Source organism: Longimicrobium sp. (genome assembly GCA_036389795.1).
In the GTDB taxonomy this organism is placed as follows: Bacteria; Gemmatimonadota; Gemmatimonadetes; order Longimicrobiales; family Longimicrobiaceae; genus Longimicrobium.
The window spans coordinates 34,040-52,324 of record DASVWD010000102.1; the positions used below are offsets into that span (position 1 = coordinate 34,040).

Genomic DNA, 18,285 nt, shown 5'->3' on the forward strand with positions numbered 1-18,285 from the left:
GCCGAGGTGTTTCCCCTCTACCGCGCAGCGGGGGAGGGGAGCGCGTCCTCTGGCTGCGAGGAACGAGCAGCCGAGGACCGCGCGGGGGAGGGGGTCTCCCCGGCGGCGCAGCCGCCGGACGGGCGCCGAAGGGGGCTTCTACGCCGGCGCCGCGTCCGGCTCGGGGGCGCGGCGGGCGTCCTGCCAGGTCTTCACGGTGGTGGCGCCCAGGATCAGCGCGCCGCCCGCCAGCGCCCAGGCGCCGGGGCGCTCGCCGTGCACCAGCCACGCCCAGAACGGGCTGAGCGCGGGCTCCAGCAGCAGCAGCGCCGACGCCTCCAGCGCCGAGAGGTGGCGGATCCCCGCGGTGAGCAGGACGTACGCGGCCCCCACCTGGAAGACGCCCAGGTACCCCACCACCGCCCAGTCCACCGGGCGCGCCGCCGCCGGCAGCGCCATCGGCAGGCACGCCAGGAAGGCGATCACGTTCCCCGCCGCCACCGTGGGGAGCCCGTTGCCGTCCTCGCCGCGGCGGCCCATCCAGCGCAGCCCCATCAGCGTGAGCGCGTAGCAGACGCCGCTCAGGAACCCCAGCACGTTCCCCGTGCGCGGGTCGGGCGCCGTGACGGCCGGCTCCTCGGCGCCCACGAAGAACACCACCAGCCCCGCCACCACCACCGCCATGAACGCCAGGTCGCGCCGCCGGATCGGCTCGCGCAGCAGCAGCGGCGACAGCAGCAGCACGTAGAGCGGCGCCGCGGCCTGCAGGAAGATGGCGTTGGCCGCCGTGGTCAGCTTGTTGGCCGTGACGAAGAGCACCAGCGTGGCGGCGTACGCCGCGCCCACCGGGAGCGCGTGCCACGTCCACCCGCGCCGCGCGGCCGGCACCAGCAGCAAGAGCGCCAGCGCCGCCACCCCCGAGCGGAACCCCGCCACCTGCCAGCCGGTGAGCTCGGTGGCCTTCACCGCCGCGCCGCCGGTGGAGAAGAGGAGCGCGGCCCCCAGGATCTCGAGTCGGTGTCGGATGGATGCCACGGCGGCTGGAGTCCGGTTCGGCGGTGGGGGTTCGGTCGCGCGGCGAGGCGGTACGATGCTCGGCCCGCCGTCCCGCGGCAAGGCTGGACCGCGCCCGGCACGCATGCTGCGACAGTCTTCGTCCTCACAACGTTTGGCAAACATTAAACAGGCGGAATGTACGATGGCTATGGACGAAGCGCCGCACGGGGCCGAGGCGGTCCCGACCGACAAGAAGCTGGAGGATCTCTACGCGCTGGTGGACGGGATCGAGGTGGCCATGTTCACCACCCGCCGCCCCGACGGGCACCTGGTCTCGCGCCCGATGCAGACGCAGGAGCGCGACGGCGTGGCGGACTTCTGGTTCGTGACCGACGGCGATGCGAGCAAGCTGGACGAGCTGGAGCACGACCCGCACGTGAACCTGGCCTACTACCGCGACCGCACCCGCGAGTGGGTGTCGGTGAGCGGCACGGCCCGCGCGACCCGCGACCGCGAGCTGGTGCGGCGCCTCTACCAGCCCGACTGGCGCGCCTGGTTCGCCGACGAGGGCGGCGAGCGGGACGGCGGCCCCGAGGACCCGCGCATCACCCTGGTGCTGGTGGAGGCCGAGAGCGTGGTCTACATGAAGAGCGACACCCCGCGCCCGGTCGTCCTCTTCGAGGTGGTGAAGGGGATCGTCACCGGCCAGGAGCCCCGCATCGGCTCGGTGCGCACGCTGGACCACGCCGAGCTGCACCGGTAGGAATTACGGAAGTACGAAAGTACGAAAGTACGAAAGTACGAACAGCGAAACCGGTCGACGCGAGGAGCGTCCCTCCTCGCGCCGACCGGCCTCGTACTCACGTACTTCCGTACTTCCGTACTTCCGTACTGATCAGTTCCCCGCGACTCGATCCTCATCCCGCCGCTCGCGGGCGGCGATCTGGCGGCTCTGCTCCACCAGGCCCACGAACTCGGCGCGGTAGCCGCCCGGGTCGTCGGCCAGGGCGCCGCGGGCCAGCCCCAGCACGCCGGACCAGCTGGACGTGCCCTTGAACTTCGAGTCGCGCAGCAGCAGCCCCCACTGGGCCACCGCCGCGGCGAAGCGGAAGTCGTCGGAGGTGCGCTCCAGCGCGGCGCCGCGGTCGGCCACCGGGCGCTCGATCAGCCGGCTCGTCTCGCCGTCGGGCTGCTTGTAGCGCAGCGCCACCGTCAGCAGCTCGCCGGTCTGGCGCGTGCCGGCGCGCGGGCGCGTCTCCTGGTAGCGCAGCGGGCCCGCGCCCCGCACCGGGGTGGGCGCGCCCACGGGGACCACCTCGTACAGCGCCGTCACCGAGTGGCCGGCGCCCAGCTCGCCCGCGTCCTTTTTGTCGTCCTGGAAGTCTTCCGGCGCCAGCGCGCGGTTCTCGTAGCCGATCAGCCGGTACGCCCGCACCCGCGCCGGGTTGAACTCCACCTGCACCTTCACGTCCTTGGCGATGGTCAGCAGCGTGCCGCCCATCTCGCGCACCAGCACCTTGCGCGCCTCGGCCTCGCCGTCCACGTAGGCGTAGTTGCCGTTCCCGGCGTCGGCCAGCTGCTCCATCTTGGCGTCCTGGTAGTTCCCCGTCCCGAAGCCCAGCACGGTCAGGAAGACGCCGGCCTCGCGCTCGCGCTCGATCAGCCGCACCAGCTCGGCGTCGCTGGAGACGCCCACGTTGAAGTCGCCGTCGGTGGCCAGGATCACCCGGTTGTTGCCGCCCTGGATGAACGCCTCGCGCGCGGTGCGGTAGGCCAGCACGATCCCCTCGCCGCCCGCGGTGGAGCCGCCCGCCTGCAGGTCGTCGATCGCCCGCATGATCCGCCCCTTCTCGGAGCCCGCCGTGGGCGGCAGCACCAGCCCGGCGGCGCCCGCGTACACCACGATGGAGACGCGGTCCTGCGGGCGGAGCTGCTCCACCAGCAGGCGCAGGCTCTCCTTGACCAGCGGCAGCTTGTTGGGCTCGTCCATCGAGCCGGAGACGTCGACCAGGAGCACCAGGTTCCCGGGCGGGAGGCTGTGCCGCTCCATGCGCCGGCCCTGCAGCCCCACGTGCACCAGCCGGTGCGCGGGGTTCCACGGCGCCGCCGACACCTCGGTGGTGATGGAGAAGGGGTGCTCGCCCTCGGGGTCGGGGTAGTCGTACTCGAAGTAGTTGATCAGCTCCTCCAGGCGCACCGCGTCGGCCGGCGGCAGCCGCCCCTCGGTCAGGAAGCGCCGCACGTTGCTGTACGAGGCCGCGTCGACGTCGATGGCGAAGGTGGAGAGCGGGTGCAGCGTCACGTCCTGGAACTCGTTCTCGCGGATGAGGCGGTACCCTTCTCGATTGAACCCGGCGGTGTCGGCCGCGCCGGGCACGCCACGCACGGCGGCGTCGTAGTCCACGGGCGGCGCGACCTCCATCATGTCGGCGGCGACCATGGGCTGCGGGGCGGCCGCACCCACGCTCTCCTGGGTGACGGTGGCGGTGTCGGAGCGGCCGCGCTCGGAGGCGCAGGCGCCCAGGACGGCGAGCGCCCCGGCCAGCAGCAGGGGCGTGAGGTGTCGTTTGGTCCACATCGGTGCCTTCTCCGTTCGAGTGGGAGTCGGGCTGGCGCCTCCCGCCGGGGTCGATGCCGCGGCGGAGCGGCGCGCGAGGGGGCATCGGGCGTACCCGCGCCGGCCCTCCGGCGCGGACGCCCGCAACTCCTGCGTCCTCCAGCACTTGCGTGTGATCTGGCCCCGCGGGCGCGGCCGCTGCCCGCGGCGTTCGGACGGTGTTCAGTGGACCCGGGTCGCGTTCAATGAACGCAGAGGGGCGCCTCGATCTGACGCGGGTGGCGGGCGGGCGCGGGACGGCTAACTTCAGGGGACAGGGGACAGGGGACAGCCGGCGCGCTTCCGCGGATCCCCGTCACGATTCTCGACCACCGGAAGGGAAGATCCGTGAGGCTCCGACTCGCATCCACGCTCGCCGCGCTCCTGCTGGCCGCCGCGTGCGCCTCCCCTCGGCCGGAGCGCGCCGCGGCGGCGCCCGCGGCCCCGGCGCCGGCCGCGCCCGGCGCCGCGCAGGCGGAGTACGAGCGCTTCGCCCGCGAGTTCCTGGACTGGCACTACGCCAGCAACCCGGTGGAGGCGACCTCGCTGGGCGTCCACGCCCACGACGCGCGGATGCCGGACGTCTCGCGCGCCGGGATCGAGCGGCGCACGGCGGAGCTGCGCGGGTGGCTGGAGCGGCTGGGGCGGATCGACCGGGCGGCGCTCGCGGGCGACGCCGCGCTCGACTACCAGATCCTCGACCACGCCATCCGCGCGCAGCTGCTGGATGTGGAGGAGGTGCGCCCCTGGCGGAAGGACCCCGGCTTCTACAACAGCCAGGTGGCGTACGGGATCTCGACCCTCTCCTCGCGCGAGTTCGCGCCGCTCCCCCAGCGGCTGGAGGCGATGATGGCGCGCCTGGCCGCGCTCCCCGCGATCCTCGCCGCCGCGCGCGAGAACCTGGACCCGGCCGCCGTCCCCCGCCTCTGGGCCGAGCAGGCCGTTGGCGACGTGCGCGGCACCGCCACGTTCGTCCGCGACGACCTGCAGCAGGCGCTCGCCGCGCAGGGGCTGCCACGGTCGACCCGGAGCTCCGGCGCCGCTGGTCGGTGGCGGCGGGGCAGGCCATCGTGCAGCTGGAGCGCTTCGCGGGGTGGATCGAGCTGGAGGTGGTGCCGCGCGCGGAGGGCGACTTCCGGCTGGGGAAGGACCTCTTCGAGCGCAAGCTCCGCTACGACGAGCACGTGGCGCTCACCGCCGAGGAGCTGCAGGGCATCAACGAGGGCGCCATCCGCGACTACCACGCCCGGGTGGCGCGCGAGGCGGCCCGCATCGACCCGCGGCGGACTCCGGCGCAGGTGATGGACTCCCTGGTCCGCGTGCACCCCACGCCCGAGGAGCTGATCCCCACCGCCCGCCGGCAGCTGGACTCGATCAAGGCGTTCATCGTGCGGCGCGGCATCGTCACCCTGCCGTCGGAGCGCATGCCGGTGGTGCGCGAGACGCCGCCGTACGCGCGGCTGGGCTTCGCCTCGATGGACACGCCGGGGCCCTTCGAGACGGTGGCCACCGAGGCGTTCTTCAACATCACCAACGTGGACCCGGCCTGGACGCCCGAGCAGAAGGAGCAGCACCTCACCTACTTCAACTACCCGGGGCTGCTGGGGATCACGGTGCACGAGGCGATGCCCGGCCACTTCGTGCAGCTGCTGTACATGCCGCAGATCCCCACCGAGGTGCGCAAGGTGTTCATCCCCGCCTCGGTGGTGGAGGGGTGGGCGCACTACGCGGAGCAGATGATGGTGGACGAGGGCCTGGGCGGGGGCGACCCGGCGGTGCGGCTGGCGCAGCTGCGGCGCGCGCTGCAGCGGCACGCGCGCTGGCACGCGGGGCTCTCCATGCACGCCTTCGGCGGCTCGGTGGAGGACGCGGCGAAGCGCTTCGAGGAGATCGCCTTCTTCGCCCCCTTCCCGGCGCTGCGCGAGACGCAGCGCGGCACCGGCGACCCCACCTACCTCTACTATGCGCTGGGGAGGATGCAGATCCTGAAGCTGCGCGAGGACTACCGGCGCTGGCTGGAGTCGCGCGGCCAGCGCTTCAGCCTGCGCGAGTTCCACGACCGCTTCCTGCGTCTGGGGCTCCCGGTCTCCCTCGCCCGGCAGGTGATGATCCCGGGGGACACGGGGCCGTCGCTGTAGAGGGGTGAGGGCGGGGGAAGAGATGGTCGAAGGCGGCTGAAGCCGCGGCAACCACTGCAGAAAGCCTCGCCTGGCCGGGTTCCGTGCAACGCGGGATTCGGTGCGGGCGAGGCTTCAACTTCGAGTGCGCGACGATGGCCATCACGGAACGCCGTCCCCGCGGGGGCGGCGTTCGCGTTTCGGAAGGGGTCAGGGGATGGGCTTGAACGCGTTCAACAGAATTCTTGACCTCGGCGAGAGCGCGCATTATCCTGCGTGCCGGGAGAGTTGAACGTGTTCAAAATCAGGAGAGGGCCAGTTGGTCGACTCGAGCACGACGGAGACGGCGACGACGGCCGCCCGGACGGTTCGCGGGGAGCAGACGCGGGCGCTGATCCTGGAGACGGCGCTGGAGCTGTTCCGCGACCGCGGTTACGAGGAGACCACCATGCGCGCCATCGCCGAGCGCGCGGGGGTGGCCCTGGGGAGCGCGTACTACTACTTCCGCAGCAAGGAGGAGCTGATCCAGGGCTTCTACGCCCGCACGCACCAGGAGCACCTGGAGGCGTCGCGGGGGGTGCTGGCGGGGGAGCGCGGCTTCCAGCGGCGGCTGCTGGGGCTGATGCGCGCCAAGCTGGAGACGATCGAGCCGTACCACCGCTTCGCGGGGATCCTCTTCAAGACCGCCGCCGACCCGAAGAGCCCGCTCAACCCCTTCAGCCCCGAGTCCGCCGCGGTGCGCGCCGAGGCCACGGCGCTGTTCGCGGAGGTGGTGCGCGGCGCGGACGACGTGCGCGTGCCGGCGGACCTGGCGGCGGAGCTCCCCGGCCTCTTGTGGACCTGGCACATGGGGATCGTGCTCTTCTGGATCCACGACGCCTCGCCGGGGCGGGCGCGCACCTGGAGGCTCATGGAGCGCACGGTGGAGCTGGTCGCCCGGCTGGTGAGGCTGGCCGGCAACCTGCTGCTGGCTCCGCTGCGCAAGACGACGCTGCGCCTGCTGCGCGAGCTGCGCGACGACGGGACAGGGCCGGCCGCTCCCACGACGATACCTGCGGATGTGCCACCCGCGTGAGGGATGCGCGCGCAGCCCGGCCCGGAGCGCAGCGGAGGGACACGCCCAGAACCGCAGTTGATTCTTCCAAGCTGACCGGGAGGAATTTGTGACCACGCGAGCCCTGCAGCGCTATTTCGGCTTCCGTGAGCGCGTCGATCGGCGGATGTACCTGACCACGGGCGCGTCGCTGATGCTGGCGAAGTACGCGGTGGACGCCGGGGTGGTCTGGCTGGTGACGCGGCAGGTGTGGACGCCGCTGGACTACCTGAGCCCGCTGATGAGCCTGCGCTCCGAGAAGGTGGCGGCGTTCCCCGCCTGGCTGGCGGTGGCGCTGGTGGCGTGGTCGCTCCCCTTCGTGTGGATCGGGGTGAGCATGACGCTCAGGCGCGCGGTGGACGCGGGGCACTCGCCGTGGCTGGCGCTGCTCTTCTTCGCGCCGGTGGCCAACTACGCGCTGATGCTGTGGCTGGCGGCGGCGCCCGGCCGCCCCGGCGTCGTGTGGGCGATGCACCCCGCTCCCGACACCGTGGCGGACCGCTTCCGGAGCGCGCTGCTGGCCGTCGCGGTCAGCATCGGGGTGGGCGTGGCCGCGGTGGCGCTGAACGCGCTGGCGCTGGAGAGCTACGGGCTCTCGCTCTTCCTGGCCACGCCGTTCGTGCTGGGGCTGCTCTCGGCCTACATCCACAACCACGGCCACCCGCGCACGCGCCGGGAGACCCGGAGCGTGGTGCTGCTGAGCCTATTCCTGGTGGGCGGCTCGCTCATCCTCTTCGCGCTGGAGGGGGCGGTGTGCCTGGTGATGGCGTTCCCCATCTGCGCGGTGGTGGGGCTGCTGGGCGGCGCGGTGGGGCGGGCGGTGGCCGTCCACGGCCGGGTGCGTCCGGCGAGCACGGCGTACAGCCTCCTGCTCCTCCCCATGGCGGCGGTGGGCGACCGGGCGGCGCCGCCCCCGCCGGTCTACGAGGCGGTGACCAGCATCGTGGTGGAGGCGCCGCCGGAGCGGGTGTGGGAGAACGTGATCCGCTTCCGCGAGATCGAGGCGCGCCCCGGGCTCCCCTTCCGGCTGGGGGTGGCGTACCCGGTCCGCGCGCGGATCGTGGGCTCGGGGGTGGGCGCGGTGCGGCACTGCGAGTTCTCGACGGGCGCCTTCGTGGAGCCGATCACGGCGTGGGAGGCGCCCCGCCGCCTGGCGTTCGACGTGACCGAGCAGCCGCCCGCGCTGGAGGAGTGGAGCCCGTACCGCACGGTCTACGCGCCGCACGTGCGGGGCTTCTTCCGCTCGGTGCGGGGCGAGTTCCGGCTGGTGGAGCTCCCCGGGGGGCGGACGCGGCTGGAGGGGAGCACCTGGTACACGCTCGACATCCACCCGCAGGCGTACTGGCGGCCGATCGCGGAGTGGCTCCTGCACCGCATCCACGCCCGCGTGCTGCAGCAGGTGGAGCGCGAGTCGGAGGCTGCCGTCAACGGCTGAACGGCCTTGCCTCACGCAGAGGAAGCAGAGGTAGCAGAGGAGAACCACAGAAAGCGGTGAGCTCTCTGCTTCCTCTGCTGACTCTGCGTGAGAAATGCGGTTGTCTTTTCGTGGGATGCTCAGCCTTCGCCGTCGCGCGCGATCTCCCGCAGCCGAGCGGGGTCGGCCACTTCCCAGCGGCCCCGGCCGGCGGAGCGGAGGATGCCCGCGGCGCGGAGGGCGCGCAGCTCCTTGACCACCACCTCGCGGACGGTGCCCAGCTCTTCGGCGACTTCGGCCTGGGTGGCGCCGAGGGTGAAGGCGCCCTCCGCTTCCGCGCGGTGCACGATCCAGCCGGCCAGCCGCGCGCGCACGCTCTTACCGCGCACGGCGCCCAGGCGCGCGATGAGCGTGCGGACGCGGCGGGCGAGCCCCTGCAGCAGCGCGAACGCGAGCGACGGGTCCGCGGCGATGGCGGCCTCGATCGTCGCGCGGTCCAGCACCAGGCAGAGCGTCGGCTCGGCGGCGACGGCCGTGGCCGGGTAGGCGCCGCCCTCGAAGAGCGGCAGCTCGCCGAGCGTGGCGCCCGCTCCCTCCGCGTGGATCACGTGCTGCCGTCCGCCGGGCGCGCGCACCACGCGCACGCGGCCGGCGAGCACCACGAACAGCCCGCGCGCCGGCGTCCCCTCGGCCCACAGCAGCTCCCCCGCCGCGAAGCGCCGCGCCACGCCGCGCGCGGCCAGCTCGCGGCGGGCGGCGGCGTTCAGGTCGCGGAAGATCCGCGCGCGGTCCAGCAGCGTCTCGTCGATCACGGGGATGGAACCCAGGTTCCTTCGCGACGGGGCCCCGCAGTCTACATTCGGGATCGCGCGGGACGAAAGGCCCGGCGCATGCGAACCTGAACGAAGACTTCGATCCGGAGAGATCTCGATGCGGACGACACTGACGCTGGCCGCCGCGCTCCTGCTGGCCGCCGCCCCCGCCGCCGCGCAGGAGCACGGGGGGCACACGGGCGGGTGCGGCGGGATGCAGGGGGAGGGCGGGAGCATGAGCCACGCGGATCACGCGGCCCACGCCGGGCACGCGGCGCACGCGCAGGGCGGCCACCAGCACGCGGGCGGGGCGGCGGACAGCGCCTTCGCCGGGGTGCAGGCGCGGGGGAAGATCGTGATGGGCGTGGACCAGTACACGTCGACGCACTGCTTCGACGCGCTGCCGGACGGCGGCCGCATCGAGCTGCAGCGCGACGCGGACGATCCGGAAGGGGTCGCGACGATCCGCCGGCACCTCCGGGAGATCGCCGGCGCTTTCTCGCGGGGCGACTTCAGCGCGCCGGCGGCGGTGCACATGCGCGAGGTCCCCGGCGCGGCGTCGATGGCGGCCAGGCGCGGCGTCATCACCTACACCTACCGCGACCTCCCGCGCGGCGGCGAGGTCCGCATCCGCACCGCCGACCCCGAGGCGCTCCGGGCCGTCCACGAGTTCCTGGCCTTCCAGCGCGGCGACCACCGCGCGGGCGGGCGGGAGCACTGACGCGGGGCGGAAGCGAAGGCTAGCGCCCTGCCTTCTGGACGCGCTGTGACTCGTAGGGGCGAGCATGCGAGTCCGAGCACAGGCGGCCCCTGCGCAAGAGGCCGCCTGCCGCGCGTGAGCCGGCATCCGCCGGTCGAGGCATGCCTCGCCCCTACGGATCACCCACCATCCGCTCAGATCATCCCGGCGACGTGGGGGAAGCGGTGGCGGACGGCGTCGGCCTCGAGCGGGTGGTCGGCGAGGAGCGCGAAGTCGGCGAAGTCGAACCCGGGGCCCACCGCGCAGGAGACGAGCGTGTAATCTCCCGTGGTCCGCGCCGCCTGCCACTGGCCGGCGGGCACCACGCGCACCCCCTCGCACTCCTCGCCCGGCGCGCCCAGCATCTCCCGGATGCAGTCCTCCCCGTCGGCGTCGACGCGGAACAGCTCCAGAGGGTCGCCTTCGATCCAGCACCACGCCTCGTCCGAGGCCACCCGGTGCCAGCGGCTGTGCCCGCCTCCGGCGAGCAGGAAGTAGATCACCGTGAGCGCCGAGCGCGCCGGCCGCCCGTCGTCGGGCCGCACGCCCAGCGCGGAGCGGAACACCTCGCGGTAGAACCCGCCCTCGGGGTGCGGCTGGAGCGCGAGCTCGCGGATCAGGCTGGCGGCGCGGGGGTGCATAAGGGTACGAAGTGCGAAGTGCGAAGTGCGAATTTAGGCGAGGCGAGGTGTCCGGGTGGAGGTGCAGTCTCGTACCCCGTACTTCGTACCCCGTACCTCGTACTTCCGTACTCACGTACTTCCGTACTCGACCGGCAGCCGCAGCGTGAACCGGCTCCCCTCGCCGACGGCGCTCTCCGCGGTGACGTCGCCGCCCATGAGGCGCGCGAGGCGGCGCGCGACGCTCAGGCCCAGCCCCGCGCCGCCGTGCGAGCGCATCAGCCCCTGGTCGGCCTGCCAGAAGGGCTCGAAGATGCGCTCCATCTGCCCGGGGGCGATGCCGATCCCCGTGTCGCTCACCACGAACACGGCCTCGCCGCCCTCGCGGCGGACCTGGAGGAGCGCGCGGCCGCGCTCGGTGAACTTCACCGCGTTGCCCAGCAGGTTGCCCAGGACCTGCCGCACCTTGCGGGCGTCGGCCACCATCGCGAAGTCGGGCTCGGGGCCCTCCACCCGGAAGGCGATCCCCCGCTCCAGCGCCAGCGGCTCCACCAGCGCGGCCGCCTCCTGCACGACGGCCGCCGCGCTCACGCGGGCCGCGCGCACCTCCTCCTGCCCCGCCTCCAGCCGCGCGAAGGTCAGGATCTCCTCGATCAGCTCCAGCAGGTGGCGGGCGGCGCTCTTCACCCGCTCCATCTGCGGGCGCATCGCGTCGGGGAGCGGCGCCGGCACGCCGTACAGGAAGAGGTCGGTGTAGCCGATGATGGCGTTCAGCGGCGTGCGCAGCTCGTGGCTCATCACCGCCAGGAAGTCGGCCTTGGCGCGGTTGGCCTCCACCGCCCGCTCGTACAGCCGCGCGTTGTCAATGGCGAACGCCGCCCGCCGCGCCAGCTCCTCGGCCCGCACCAGCTCGGCCTCGTCGTAGCGCCGAGCCGAGCCGGCCGCCGAGAAGGTGATGGCCTCCAGGATGCGCCCCCGCGCCACCAGCGGCACCACCATGTACGCCGTGGGCGCCAGCCGCCGGATCGCGGCGCGGTGCTCCGGGTCGCCCAGCACCGGGTCCAGCGCGCCCGGGGCGAGGTCGTTGGCCACCTTCGGCACCCCCGTGCGCAGCACCCCGGCCGCCGGGTGCCCCGAGCCGCGCGAGAGGTCGGGAGGATGGCGGCGCAGCACCGCCATCAGCGGCTCCGCGGCGGGGTCGGCGTGCACGGCGTCCACCCGGTGCACTCCCCCGTCGTCGTCCAGCAGGTCCACGATCACGAAGTCGCCCACGGCCGGCACCGACAGGCGGCACACCTGGCGCAGCGTCTCCTCGTACTCGAGCGACGAGGCCAGCACGGTGCCCGCCTCGGCCAGGAAGCGCTGCCGCTCTTCGGCCTCGCGGCGCTCGGTGATGTCGATGCAGCTGCCGATGAAGCCCGCGAACGAGCCGTCGGGCGCGAAGCGCGGCGCCCCGTGGTCCAGCACCCAGCGGTACTCGCCGTCCCGGCGGCGCAGGCGGTACTCCACCTGGAACGCGCGCCGCGCCTCGATGCCGGAACGGTAGAGGGCCAGGCAGCGCGGGCGGTCGTCCGGGTGCACCCCCTCGATCCACCCGTCGCCCAGCTCCTGCTCCAGGGCGCGGCCTGTGAACTCCAGCCAGGGGCGGTTGAAGTAGTCGCAGCGCCCGTCGGGCCCGGCGGTCCAGATCAGCACCGGGGCGCTGTCGGCCATGGCGCGGAAGCGGGCCTCGCTCTCGCGCAGCGCGGCCTCCGCCTCGCGATCGGCCGTCACGTCGTCGAACGAGACCACCACGCCGGTGAGCGCCCCCTCGGAACCCCGGAGCGGGGCGGCGCCCACGCGCAGGAACGAGCGGCGAGCGTCGGCGCGCATCTCCACCTCCTGTGCCGCCACGGGCCGGCCGGTGCTGAGCACCCGCGCCACCGGGGCCTGGTCGGAGGGAAGCGGCGCGCCGTCGGGCCCCGCGGGGTGGAAGCGCGGGTCGTCGAAGCGCACCCCGTGCAGCTCGCGCGGCCGCTCGGCGCCCAGGATGCGCGCGGCGGCCGCGTTGGCGTAGGTGATGCGCCCCTCCGGGTCCACCAGCGCCACCCCCTCCACCATCGTCTCCAGGACGCTCGCCAGCCTGAGCCGCGACGCGTCGGCCTCGGCGCCGGCGGCGCGCAGCTGCCGGTTGGCCGCCTCCAGCTCCAGCCGGAGCGCGGTGGCCTCCTCGATCTGCTGCTCCAGCTCCTCGTTGAGCGCCTGGGCCTCTTCGCTCTGCGTCTCCAGCTCCACCGTCTGCTCCTGGAGCTGCATCGCCAGCCGCGCGTTCTCCTCCGCCTGCCGCTCCGCGCTTTGCCACGCCCGGCGCATGCGGTCGCAGAGGAGGGAGACGATCCCGCCCAGCACCGCCAGGGCGGCCAGCTTTCCCACATCGCCTGCGTCGTGGATGGCGAAGCGGTGGCGCGGCTCCAGGAGGAAGGGGATGGCCAGCGCCGAGAGGAGCGTGGCCAGCAGCCCCGGGCCCAGCCCGCCCAGCCAGGCGGACACCACCACGCCGGCCAGGAAGAGGAAGAAGAAGTTGGTCTCGAAGACGCCGGGGAGCACCAGCGCCACTCCCAGGGCGGCCGCGGGTGCGAGGACCGCCGCGACCCAGGCGAGCGCGGGAGTGCGGGGGAGGTCCGCGAGGCGGTGCGGGCCGGCGGAAGGAGGGCCGGCAGAGGGGGTTGCGTCCGAGGCCGCGGGCGCGTCGGTCATTTTCCGTCGGTGCGCTGATCCGTCGGTGGGAGAGGGCAGGAGCCCGTTGGGAAGGGCGGAACGTCCTGCAAGATCCGGGCGTGCCCCGCGGCGGAGTCGGGGACGGGGCGCCCGTGCGGAAGCTGGCCCCTCCCCTGGAAACGGACTACCTTTGCCCCGGGACGCTCGCGTCCGCTTCCCTCCCGGAGGTCTTCATGCCCACGTCCCGGTCCCTGCTCCGCGCCGCAATCCCGGCGGCGCTCGCGCTTCTAGCCGCGCTGCCCGCCCGCGCGGCGGCCCAGCGGACCGCCTCGCCGCAGACGCAGGCCGCGCTCGACTCGGCCCGCGCGCGGCTGGAGTCGCTGCGCGCCGCGGTGGCCGCGCTCGACAGCCTGCTGCGGCCGGTGCCCGGCCTGGACTCCCGCCAGGGCCCGCGCGACGCCCGGCACATGCGCTGGCTCGCGGACGTGCGCCGCCGCCTGGGCGAGCACGCGGCCGCCCTGGCCGCCCTGGTGGAGCCGCCGGCCGGCCGCGCCCCGGACACCGCGCCGGACCCGCGGGAGACGGCGCGCCGGGTCGCGGAGCTCAGCCGCGAGTTCCTGGCGCTCCAGGAGGCGATCCAGCAGGAGAGCCGCCGCTTCCAGACGCTCTCCGACGCCTCGCGCGCCCGCCACGAGAACGCCATGATCGCGGTCCGGAACGCGCGGGGCTGAGCGGCGGGTCCGGCAAGGCGAAGTGCAAGGGCCCCCGCAAACCGCTCGTTCGGACGCGTCCTCCGCGCCTGGCGCGAATGCCGGGGCGCGCGAGTGTCCCGGCGGCGAGTGCCTGAAGACACCCGCCGGGACAACGGAAAGCCTCGCAGACCCCGCGAGGCTTCAACCGCATCCCCTTCCGCATCCGTTTCGCCGCGCGCCTTCCAGGTGTCTCCTTCTCCCGTGGCTCCGAGAGGGCAACCCGTGAGTCTCACCCCGTCCAGTGCATCTCGAGCTGCGCAGACTCCTCCGCCCACCCGGCGGCGAGGAGGGCGCGGTGCACGGGGCTTCCCTCCGGCTCGTTGACGATCACCGCCGGCCGGCCCGGGTGCGCGGCGCCCAGCGAGGCGAGCAGGCGCGCCGCGGCGGCCTCGTCCAGGGCGGCGGCGTCCATGATCCACAGCGGGTCACTTTCGGCCGCCGCCGCCAGATAGCCCGCCGGCCGCTCCTCCGGGCCCGTTACGACGACGTGCGGCGGGGCGTTCATCCCCGCCGCGCAGGCGAGCCAGGGCGGCTCGCGGTTCCAGCTCGCCGGCCACTCGCCGTGCAGCCGCGCGTGGTGCTCCAGCGCCGCGGCCAGCGGGACGGCCGGGAGCGCCTCGCCCGCCACCGGCGTGGCGCCCCGCAGGAGCGGCAGGCGGCGGGTGGCGCGGAAGCCCACGCGCTCGTAGACGCGCGCCGCCCAGTTCTGCACGAAGACCTCGAGCTGGACGTGGCGCAGCCCCCACGCGCGGAAGTGGCGGACGTGCTCCTCCATCAGCGGGTACGACAGCCCGCGCCCGCGGAACTCCGGCGCGATCCCCACCCCGGCGATCCACCCGCGGTGGCCGCGCTGCGCCAGGTACGAGAACCCCGCCGGCCGCCCCTCCACCGTCATCACCACCGAGCGCTCCAGGTCAGCCGGCGCACACTCGAAGTGCCGCGCGAACCGCTCGGCCGTGGCTTCGGCCGGCACGAAGTAGCCCGTGTACCCCGCGTTCCACAGCGCCAGCAGCTCGTTCGCGCCGTACTCGCTCGCTCTCCTGAATTCCACCGCTTGCTCTCCTCGCGCATGAGAGGAAGGAGCTGACGATACCCCTTCCCGCCTACGGTGACGGATCATAGGGGTCTCACACGGAGTTAACGGAGTCAACGGAGAACAGCAATGAAGTTCCTCCGTCAACTCCGTTGACTCCGTGTCACCGCCGAACCCGTTTCAGCAATCGCTCCGCAACCCGCTAAGCAGCGCTCTGGCCGCAACTTGCGCCACCCGGAACAATCCGGCACCCAGCCGGGCTGGGATAGGTATGGGATAGGTTCATGCGGCTTTCTTTTGGCCTCGCTCGGCCTCGGTGAGAAAGGCCCGCATGCTGCGGCGCGCCTCTGCCGCCCGCGCCCCTGCGAGTGCCGGAGGCCGCACGGGGGCCCCGGGTGGCGGAGCGGATGCAGCCGCTTCCTGCTGGTGGTGGCGCCGGGAACCGGGAGGCTGCTCGGCGCGGTGGACCGCGAGCGCTGGACGCGCGCCCCTGCTACCGCCGCCTGCAGAGCCGGTGTACGGCTGGTGTAGCACTTGGGCGCGGACATGCACTTCTGCTTCCCCGACGAGCACACGTCGGAGGTGCTCGAGACGGAGGCGGAGCGTTCATCGGTTCTTTGCAGCGTCTACCATGCTCGTTCGATTCAGATCAAACCACGGCGTTTCCGTCACCAGGCGGAGATATTCGTCGGCTACGGCGGGGGCGGCGGAACGGCTGACGCGTCATTGCCAGATGTGGCTCGCGCGGAAGGTGGAGCGGCTGGAACAGGGGGATTTGATGCGCGAACGCCGATGGTCGCGATGGGTTGTGTTGCTCGCGGTGCTCGCTGCAGGGTGTGTCGCGGCGCGCCGTCCCGTGGCGACCGAGGCTGAGTTCCGCCGGTGGAGCAGTGAGGCCCCCGCCAGGGCTGAAGCCTTTGCTCGTTTCGAGGCAATGCTGAGCGCGCTTGGCGTGGGAGGCGTCGTTCCTGCGTACGATCTGTGGATCGCCGACCGTTTGAAACCGAAGTGCCTCGTCGAGCCCTTTGTCGCTCCACCCGACAAGGACTGGCCGAACATTATCCCGGTGCTGCGCTTCATCCGCGATCACGTCGAGCCGGCGATTGGTGATGTGCGGGTCGTCTCGGCCTATCGCGATCCGGCGTTCAATGCCTGCGTGGGCGGGGCGCCGGCCAGTGCACACAAGGAATTCTATGCCATCGATCTGCTTCCCGTAGACCGCGCGGTCACGCGTGATCGTTTGATTTCCACATTGTGCGCCATTCACCAGCGAGAAGGCGCACGCGCTGGGATTGGCCTTGGAATCTATGGCGGCCGGCGTTTTCATATCGACGCGCGCAGCTATCGCGGTTGGGGCGCCGATCATCGCGGTGCTTCATTTCCCTGTCGGGCCAACGACGTCCCGGCTCCATCCAGAGGTCCCGAGATCGGGAAAATCACCCGATATCATAAGTAGCGGCGCGATTCATCGCGCCCGGCCGATCTCGTGGATGCGCCGCGGTGTGGGATGTTCCGACGGGCGCGAAGGGGCTTTGTCCCCGCCGCCCCCGCGCACCGGTGGTCCGAGACGCGAATCGCGGCCTTGATGGGATAGGTCCTAGGATAGGTTTGCCGCGAAAACGCGGCATTTCAGCGCGGAAAGTCCGGTAGGCCTTCCGGAACATCAAGGATTTACAAGCGTTTTCGGCACCCGCGCCGATTTCCCCGTTTCCTCCGTGTGAGGCATTCCGTTACGGATCTCGATTCCGAACGATCCTCCGCAAAATGGGATCAGCGGCGCAGCACGTACTCCGCCCCCGCCCAGGCCCCGGCGTCGGCACGCTTGCCGAGGATGTGGAGCGGGCCGCCGACGCCGACGTTCTCCACCATCAGGCTGGTCAGGCAGCGCCCCTCGACGGCACGCGCGAGCTCTTCGCGGCGGATCGGCTTCTCGGCCGCCAGCATCATCAGCTTCCCGGGCCAGACGACGCGCCCCCGCGGCGGTCCGGCCTGCGTGCAGTGCCGGAGGCTCGCGGTGCGGAGGCGGACCTCCTCGGGCCTCACCGGCCGGGCCACGCCGCACACCGGCACGTCCTGCTCGGGGGGGATCGGCCGGACGGTGGAGCTCGCGCAGGTCGTCACGAGCGTGTGGGTGCCGGCGGGGAGGAGCCGGTTGTCGGCGTCGCCCGTGGGGTAGATCAGGTGCCAGCGCTCCTCGGGGGTGACCTCCACCAGCGCCACGTACGCCGGCCGCGCCAGCGAGACAGTGACGCGCCCGCGCGGCTCGGTGAGCGCGGCGGGCGAAAGCACCCGCGGGCGGAAGTGCTCGTCGCGGCCCGCGGTCTCGGGCCCGGCGTGCACCGTGGCGGCTTCGCCCCGGCGCAGCGGCTCCACCACCCGGCGCTCGAAGGCGGCGCGCACCGAGTCGGGGTGGAGCCTGGCGCCGAAGCTCCCCGCGCTCACCACGTAGAGGGCGCTCCCCGTGGGCGTGCTGCTCGCCTCCAGCTCCAGGAGCACCGCGTCCAGGTCGTGGCCGCCCTGCCGCGGGGTGCCGACGGGCGGCAGCGAGAGCAGGAACCGGTCGGGGCCTTCCGGACTGGCTTCGGGGGGAGTGCCCAGGTCCTCGTACGACAGCCGCAGCTCGTAGATGCGCCGGAGCAGCTCCGCGCGGGAGAAGGGGAAGTCGTAGGTGGCGTCGGGGACGAGGATCTGCGGCAGCGCCCGCGAGGTGGCCGCGAACGCGAAGAAGCACATCGCGGCCGCCGCGGGGCCCAGCAGCCGCCGCGCCGCCGGGCCGACGCGCGGCCCGGGTCGCCAGGCGCAGGCGAGCGGGAGCACGAGCAAGGCGACAAGGTCGGTGGGGTCCACCACGCGGGCGACGGGGAAGGGGCCCAGAGCGTTCCAGGCGTCGATCGCCGGCTGCGCGAGGGGCGACTTCCAGAGCACGAAGCCGGCGGCGGCGAGGAGCGCGACCTGGGCACGGTGCCGCGGGAAGAGCGCGGACCAGAAGACGGCGAAGAGGAAGAGGCCGGCGAAGTCGGAGAGCTTGCCCGTGAGCGCGCCCGGGAAGGCGGCCTTGAGGACGAAGTCGTTCAGCAGCAGCAGCGCCAGCGCGCCGAGCGCCGGCGGCCCCAGCAGCGCGTCGAGCCGTCGGGCCATGTTCGCTTCTCCGGTGGATGGACGGATTCGCCGTCGTGGACGCTTCGGTCCACGGCCGCGGCTGGGTGGAAGTTCGTCCGGAGAGAACGAGCGAGGGGGGAGATGCGGGACGGCGGGTGAGTCCGGGCGGCGGCGGGGGCCCTCACCCGCCGCCTTAGAGACTTTTGAGAAACGTCACTTTGGCGCACTCGGAGGTCCTACTGGGTGGTCTACAGAGCCTCCGCAGAGGGAATCAGCCACGGATTTGGGATTGATTTCGCGTGCTGAAACACCAAAGGAGCGGTTCCTCAATAGTCTCT

The 18,285-nt window shown here is 73.0% G+C and carries 14 protein-coding genes and 1 pseudogene; 8 read left to right on the forward strand and 7 right to left on the reverse strand.

All coding sequences use genetic code 11. The annotated features are described in order from the left end of the window. Positions 1–138: 138 nt before the first annotated feature. Entirely contained in the window at positions 139–1,014 is an 876-nt protein-coding gene (locus VF746_13935) for a DMT family transporter (GenBank protein ID HEX8693518.1), read from the reverse strand. 163 nt (positions 1,015–1,177) lie between these two features. Between VF746_13935 and VF746_13940 the strand changes: the two genes are divergently transcribed. Beyond that, the gene (locus VF746_13940; protein HEX8693519.1) at positions 1,178–1,738 is read left to right on the forward strand and encodes a pyridoxamine 5'-phosphate oxidase family protein; all 561 of its coding nucleotides are present in this window, start codon (positions 1,178–1,180) and stop codon (positions 1,736–1,738) included. 132 nt (positions 1,739–1,870) lie between these two features. On the opposite strand, the gene VF746_13945 is transcribed toward VF746_13940, so the two are convergent. After that, entirely contained in the window at positions 1,871–3,553 is a 1,683-nt protein-coding gene (locus VF746_13945) for a VWA domain-containing protein (protein HEX8693520.1), read from the reverse strand. Positions 3,554–4,102: 549 nt separating this feature from the next. Here VF746_13945 and VF746_13950 point away from each other — a divergent pair. From VF746_13950 to VF746_13965, 4 genes and pseudogenes are all read left to right on the forward strand, one after another. Further along, a pseudogene (locus VF746_13950) lies at positions 4,103–4,558 on the forward strand (DUF885 family protein). 83 nt (positions 4,559–4,641) lie between these two features. Further along, a complete protein-coding gene (locus tag VF746_13955; GenBank protein HEX8693521.1) occupies positions 4,642–5,709 on the forward strand; it encodes a DUF885 domain-containing protein in 1,068 nt (355 codons plus the stop codon). Positions 5,710–6,007: 298 nt separating this feature from the next. After that, complete coding sequence (locus VF746_13960) at positions 6,008–6,763, forward strand: TetR family transcriptional regulator (protein HEX8693522.1); 756 nt, start codon at positions 6,008–6,010, stop codon at positions 6,761–6,763. 88 nt (positions 6,764–6,851) lie between these two features. Further along, positions 6,852–8,216 carry a DUF805 domain-containing protein gene (locus VF746_13965; protein ID HEX8693523.1) on the forward strand — a complete coding sequence of 455 codons (1,365 nt, stop codon included), beginning with the start codon at positions 6,852–6,854 and terminating at the stop codon, positions 8,214–8,216. Positions 8,217–8,335: 119 nt separating this feature from the next. On the opposite strand, the gene VF746_13970 is transcribed toward VF746_13965, so the two are convergent. Further along, the gene (locus VF746_13970) at positions 8,336–9,007 is read right to left on the reverse strand and encodes a Crp/Fnr family transcriptional regulator (GenBank protein ID HEX8693524.1); all 672 of its coding nucleotides are present in this window, start codon (positions 9,005–9,007) and stop codon (positions 8,336–8,338) included. A gap of 118 nt (positions 9,008–9,125) precedes the next feature. Here VF746_13970 and VF746_13975 point away from each other — a divergent pair, with 118 nt between their 5' ends. Continuing rightward, entirely contained in the window at positions 9,126–9,728 is a 603-nt protein-coding gene (locus tag VF746_13975; GenBank protein ID HEX8693525.1) for a hypothetical protein, read from the forward strand. 173 nt (positions 9,729–9,901) lie between these two features. Here VF746_13975 and VF746_13980 read toward each other — a convergent pair whose 3' ends face one another. Together VF746_13980 and VF746_13985 are read right to left on the reverse strand one after the other, a co-directional pair. Further along, positions 9,902–10,387 carry a cupin domain-containing protein gene (locus VF746_13980; protein HEX8693526.1) on the reverse strand — a complete coding sequence of 162 codons (486 nt, stop codon included), beginning with the start codon at positions 10,385–10,387 and terminating at the stop codon, positions 9,902–9,904. Positions 10,388–10,498: 111 nt separating this feature from the next. Further along, positions 10,499–13,102, reverse strand: coding sequence for a PAS domain S-box protein (locus VF746_13985; GenBank protein HEX8693527.1), 2,604 nt, complete (start codon positions 13,100–13,102; stop codon positions 10,499–10,501). 194 nt (positions 13,103–13,296) lie between these two features. On the opposite strand from VF746_13985, the gene VF746_13990 reads away from it, so the two are divergent. Then, entirely contained in the window at positions 13,297–13,794 is a 498-nt protein-coding gene (locus tag VF746_13990) for a hypothetical protein (protein HEX8693528.1), read from the forward strand. A gap of 250 nt (positions 13,795–14,044) precedes the next feature. Here VF746_13990 and VF746_13995 read toward each other — a convergent pair whose 3' ends face one another. Beyond that, entirely contained in the window at positions 14,045–14,866 is an 822-nt protein-coding gene (locus tag VF746_13995) for a GNAT family N-acetyltransferase (GenBank protein ID HEX8693529.1), read from the reverse strand. A 733-nt stretch (positions 14,867–15,599) separates the two neighbouring features. Here VF746_13995 and VF746_14000 point away from each other — a divergent pair. Continuing rightward, complete coding sequence (locus VF746_14000; protein ID HEX8693530.1) at positions 15,600–16,304, forward strand: D-Ala-D-Ala carboxypeptidase family metallohydrolase; 705 nt, start codon at positions 15,600–15,602, stop codon at positions 16,302–16,304. Between the two features lie 314 nt (positions 16,305–16,618). On the opposite strand, the gene VF746_14005 is transcribed toward VF746_14000, so the two are convergent. Then, positions 16,619–17,986, reverse strand: a complete 1,368-nt coding sequence (locus tag VF746_14005) for a hypothetical protein (protein HEX8693531.1) — start codon at positions 17,984–17,986, stop codon at positions 16,619–16,621. Between the last annotated feature and the right edge of the window lie 299 nt (positions 17,987–18,285).

Coding starts and splice junctions, on each gene's coding strand:
- VF746_13990 (HEX8693528.1), top strand. CDS start 13,297: ATGCCCACGTCCCGGTCCCTGCTCCGCGCCGCAATCCCGGCGGCGCTC.
- VF746_14005 (HEX8693531.1), bottom strand. CDS start 17,986: ATGGCCCGACGGCTCGACGCGCTGCTGGGGCCGCCGGCGCTCGGCGCG.
- VF746_13985 (HEX8693527.1), bottom strand. CDS start 13,102: ATGACCGACGCGCCCGCGGCCTCGGACGCAACCCCCTCTGCCGGCCCT.
- VF746_13940 (HEX8693519.1), top strand. CDS start 1,178: ATGGCTATGGACGAAGCGCCGCACGGGGCCGAGGCGGTCCCGACCGAC.
- VF746_13975 (HEX8693525.1), top strand. CDS start 9,126: ATGCGGACGACACTGACGCTGGCCGCCGCGCTCCTGCTGGCCGCCGCC.
- VF746_13945 (HEX8693520.1), bottom strand. CDS start 3,553: ATGTGGACCAAACGACACCTCACGCCCCTGCTGCTGGCCGGGGCGCTC.
- VF746_13980 (HEX8693526.1), bottom strand. CDS start 10,387: ATGCACCCCCGCGCCGCCAGCCTGATCCGCGAGCTCGCGCTCCAGCCG.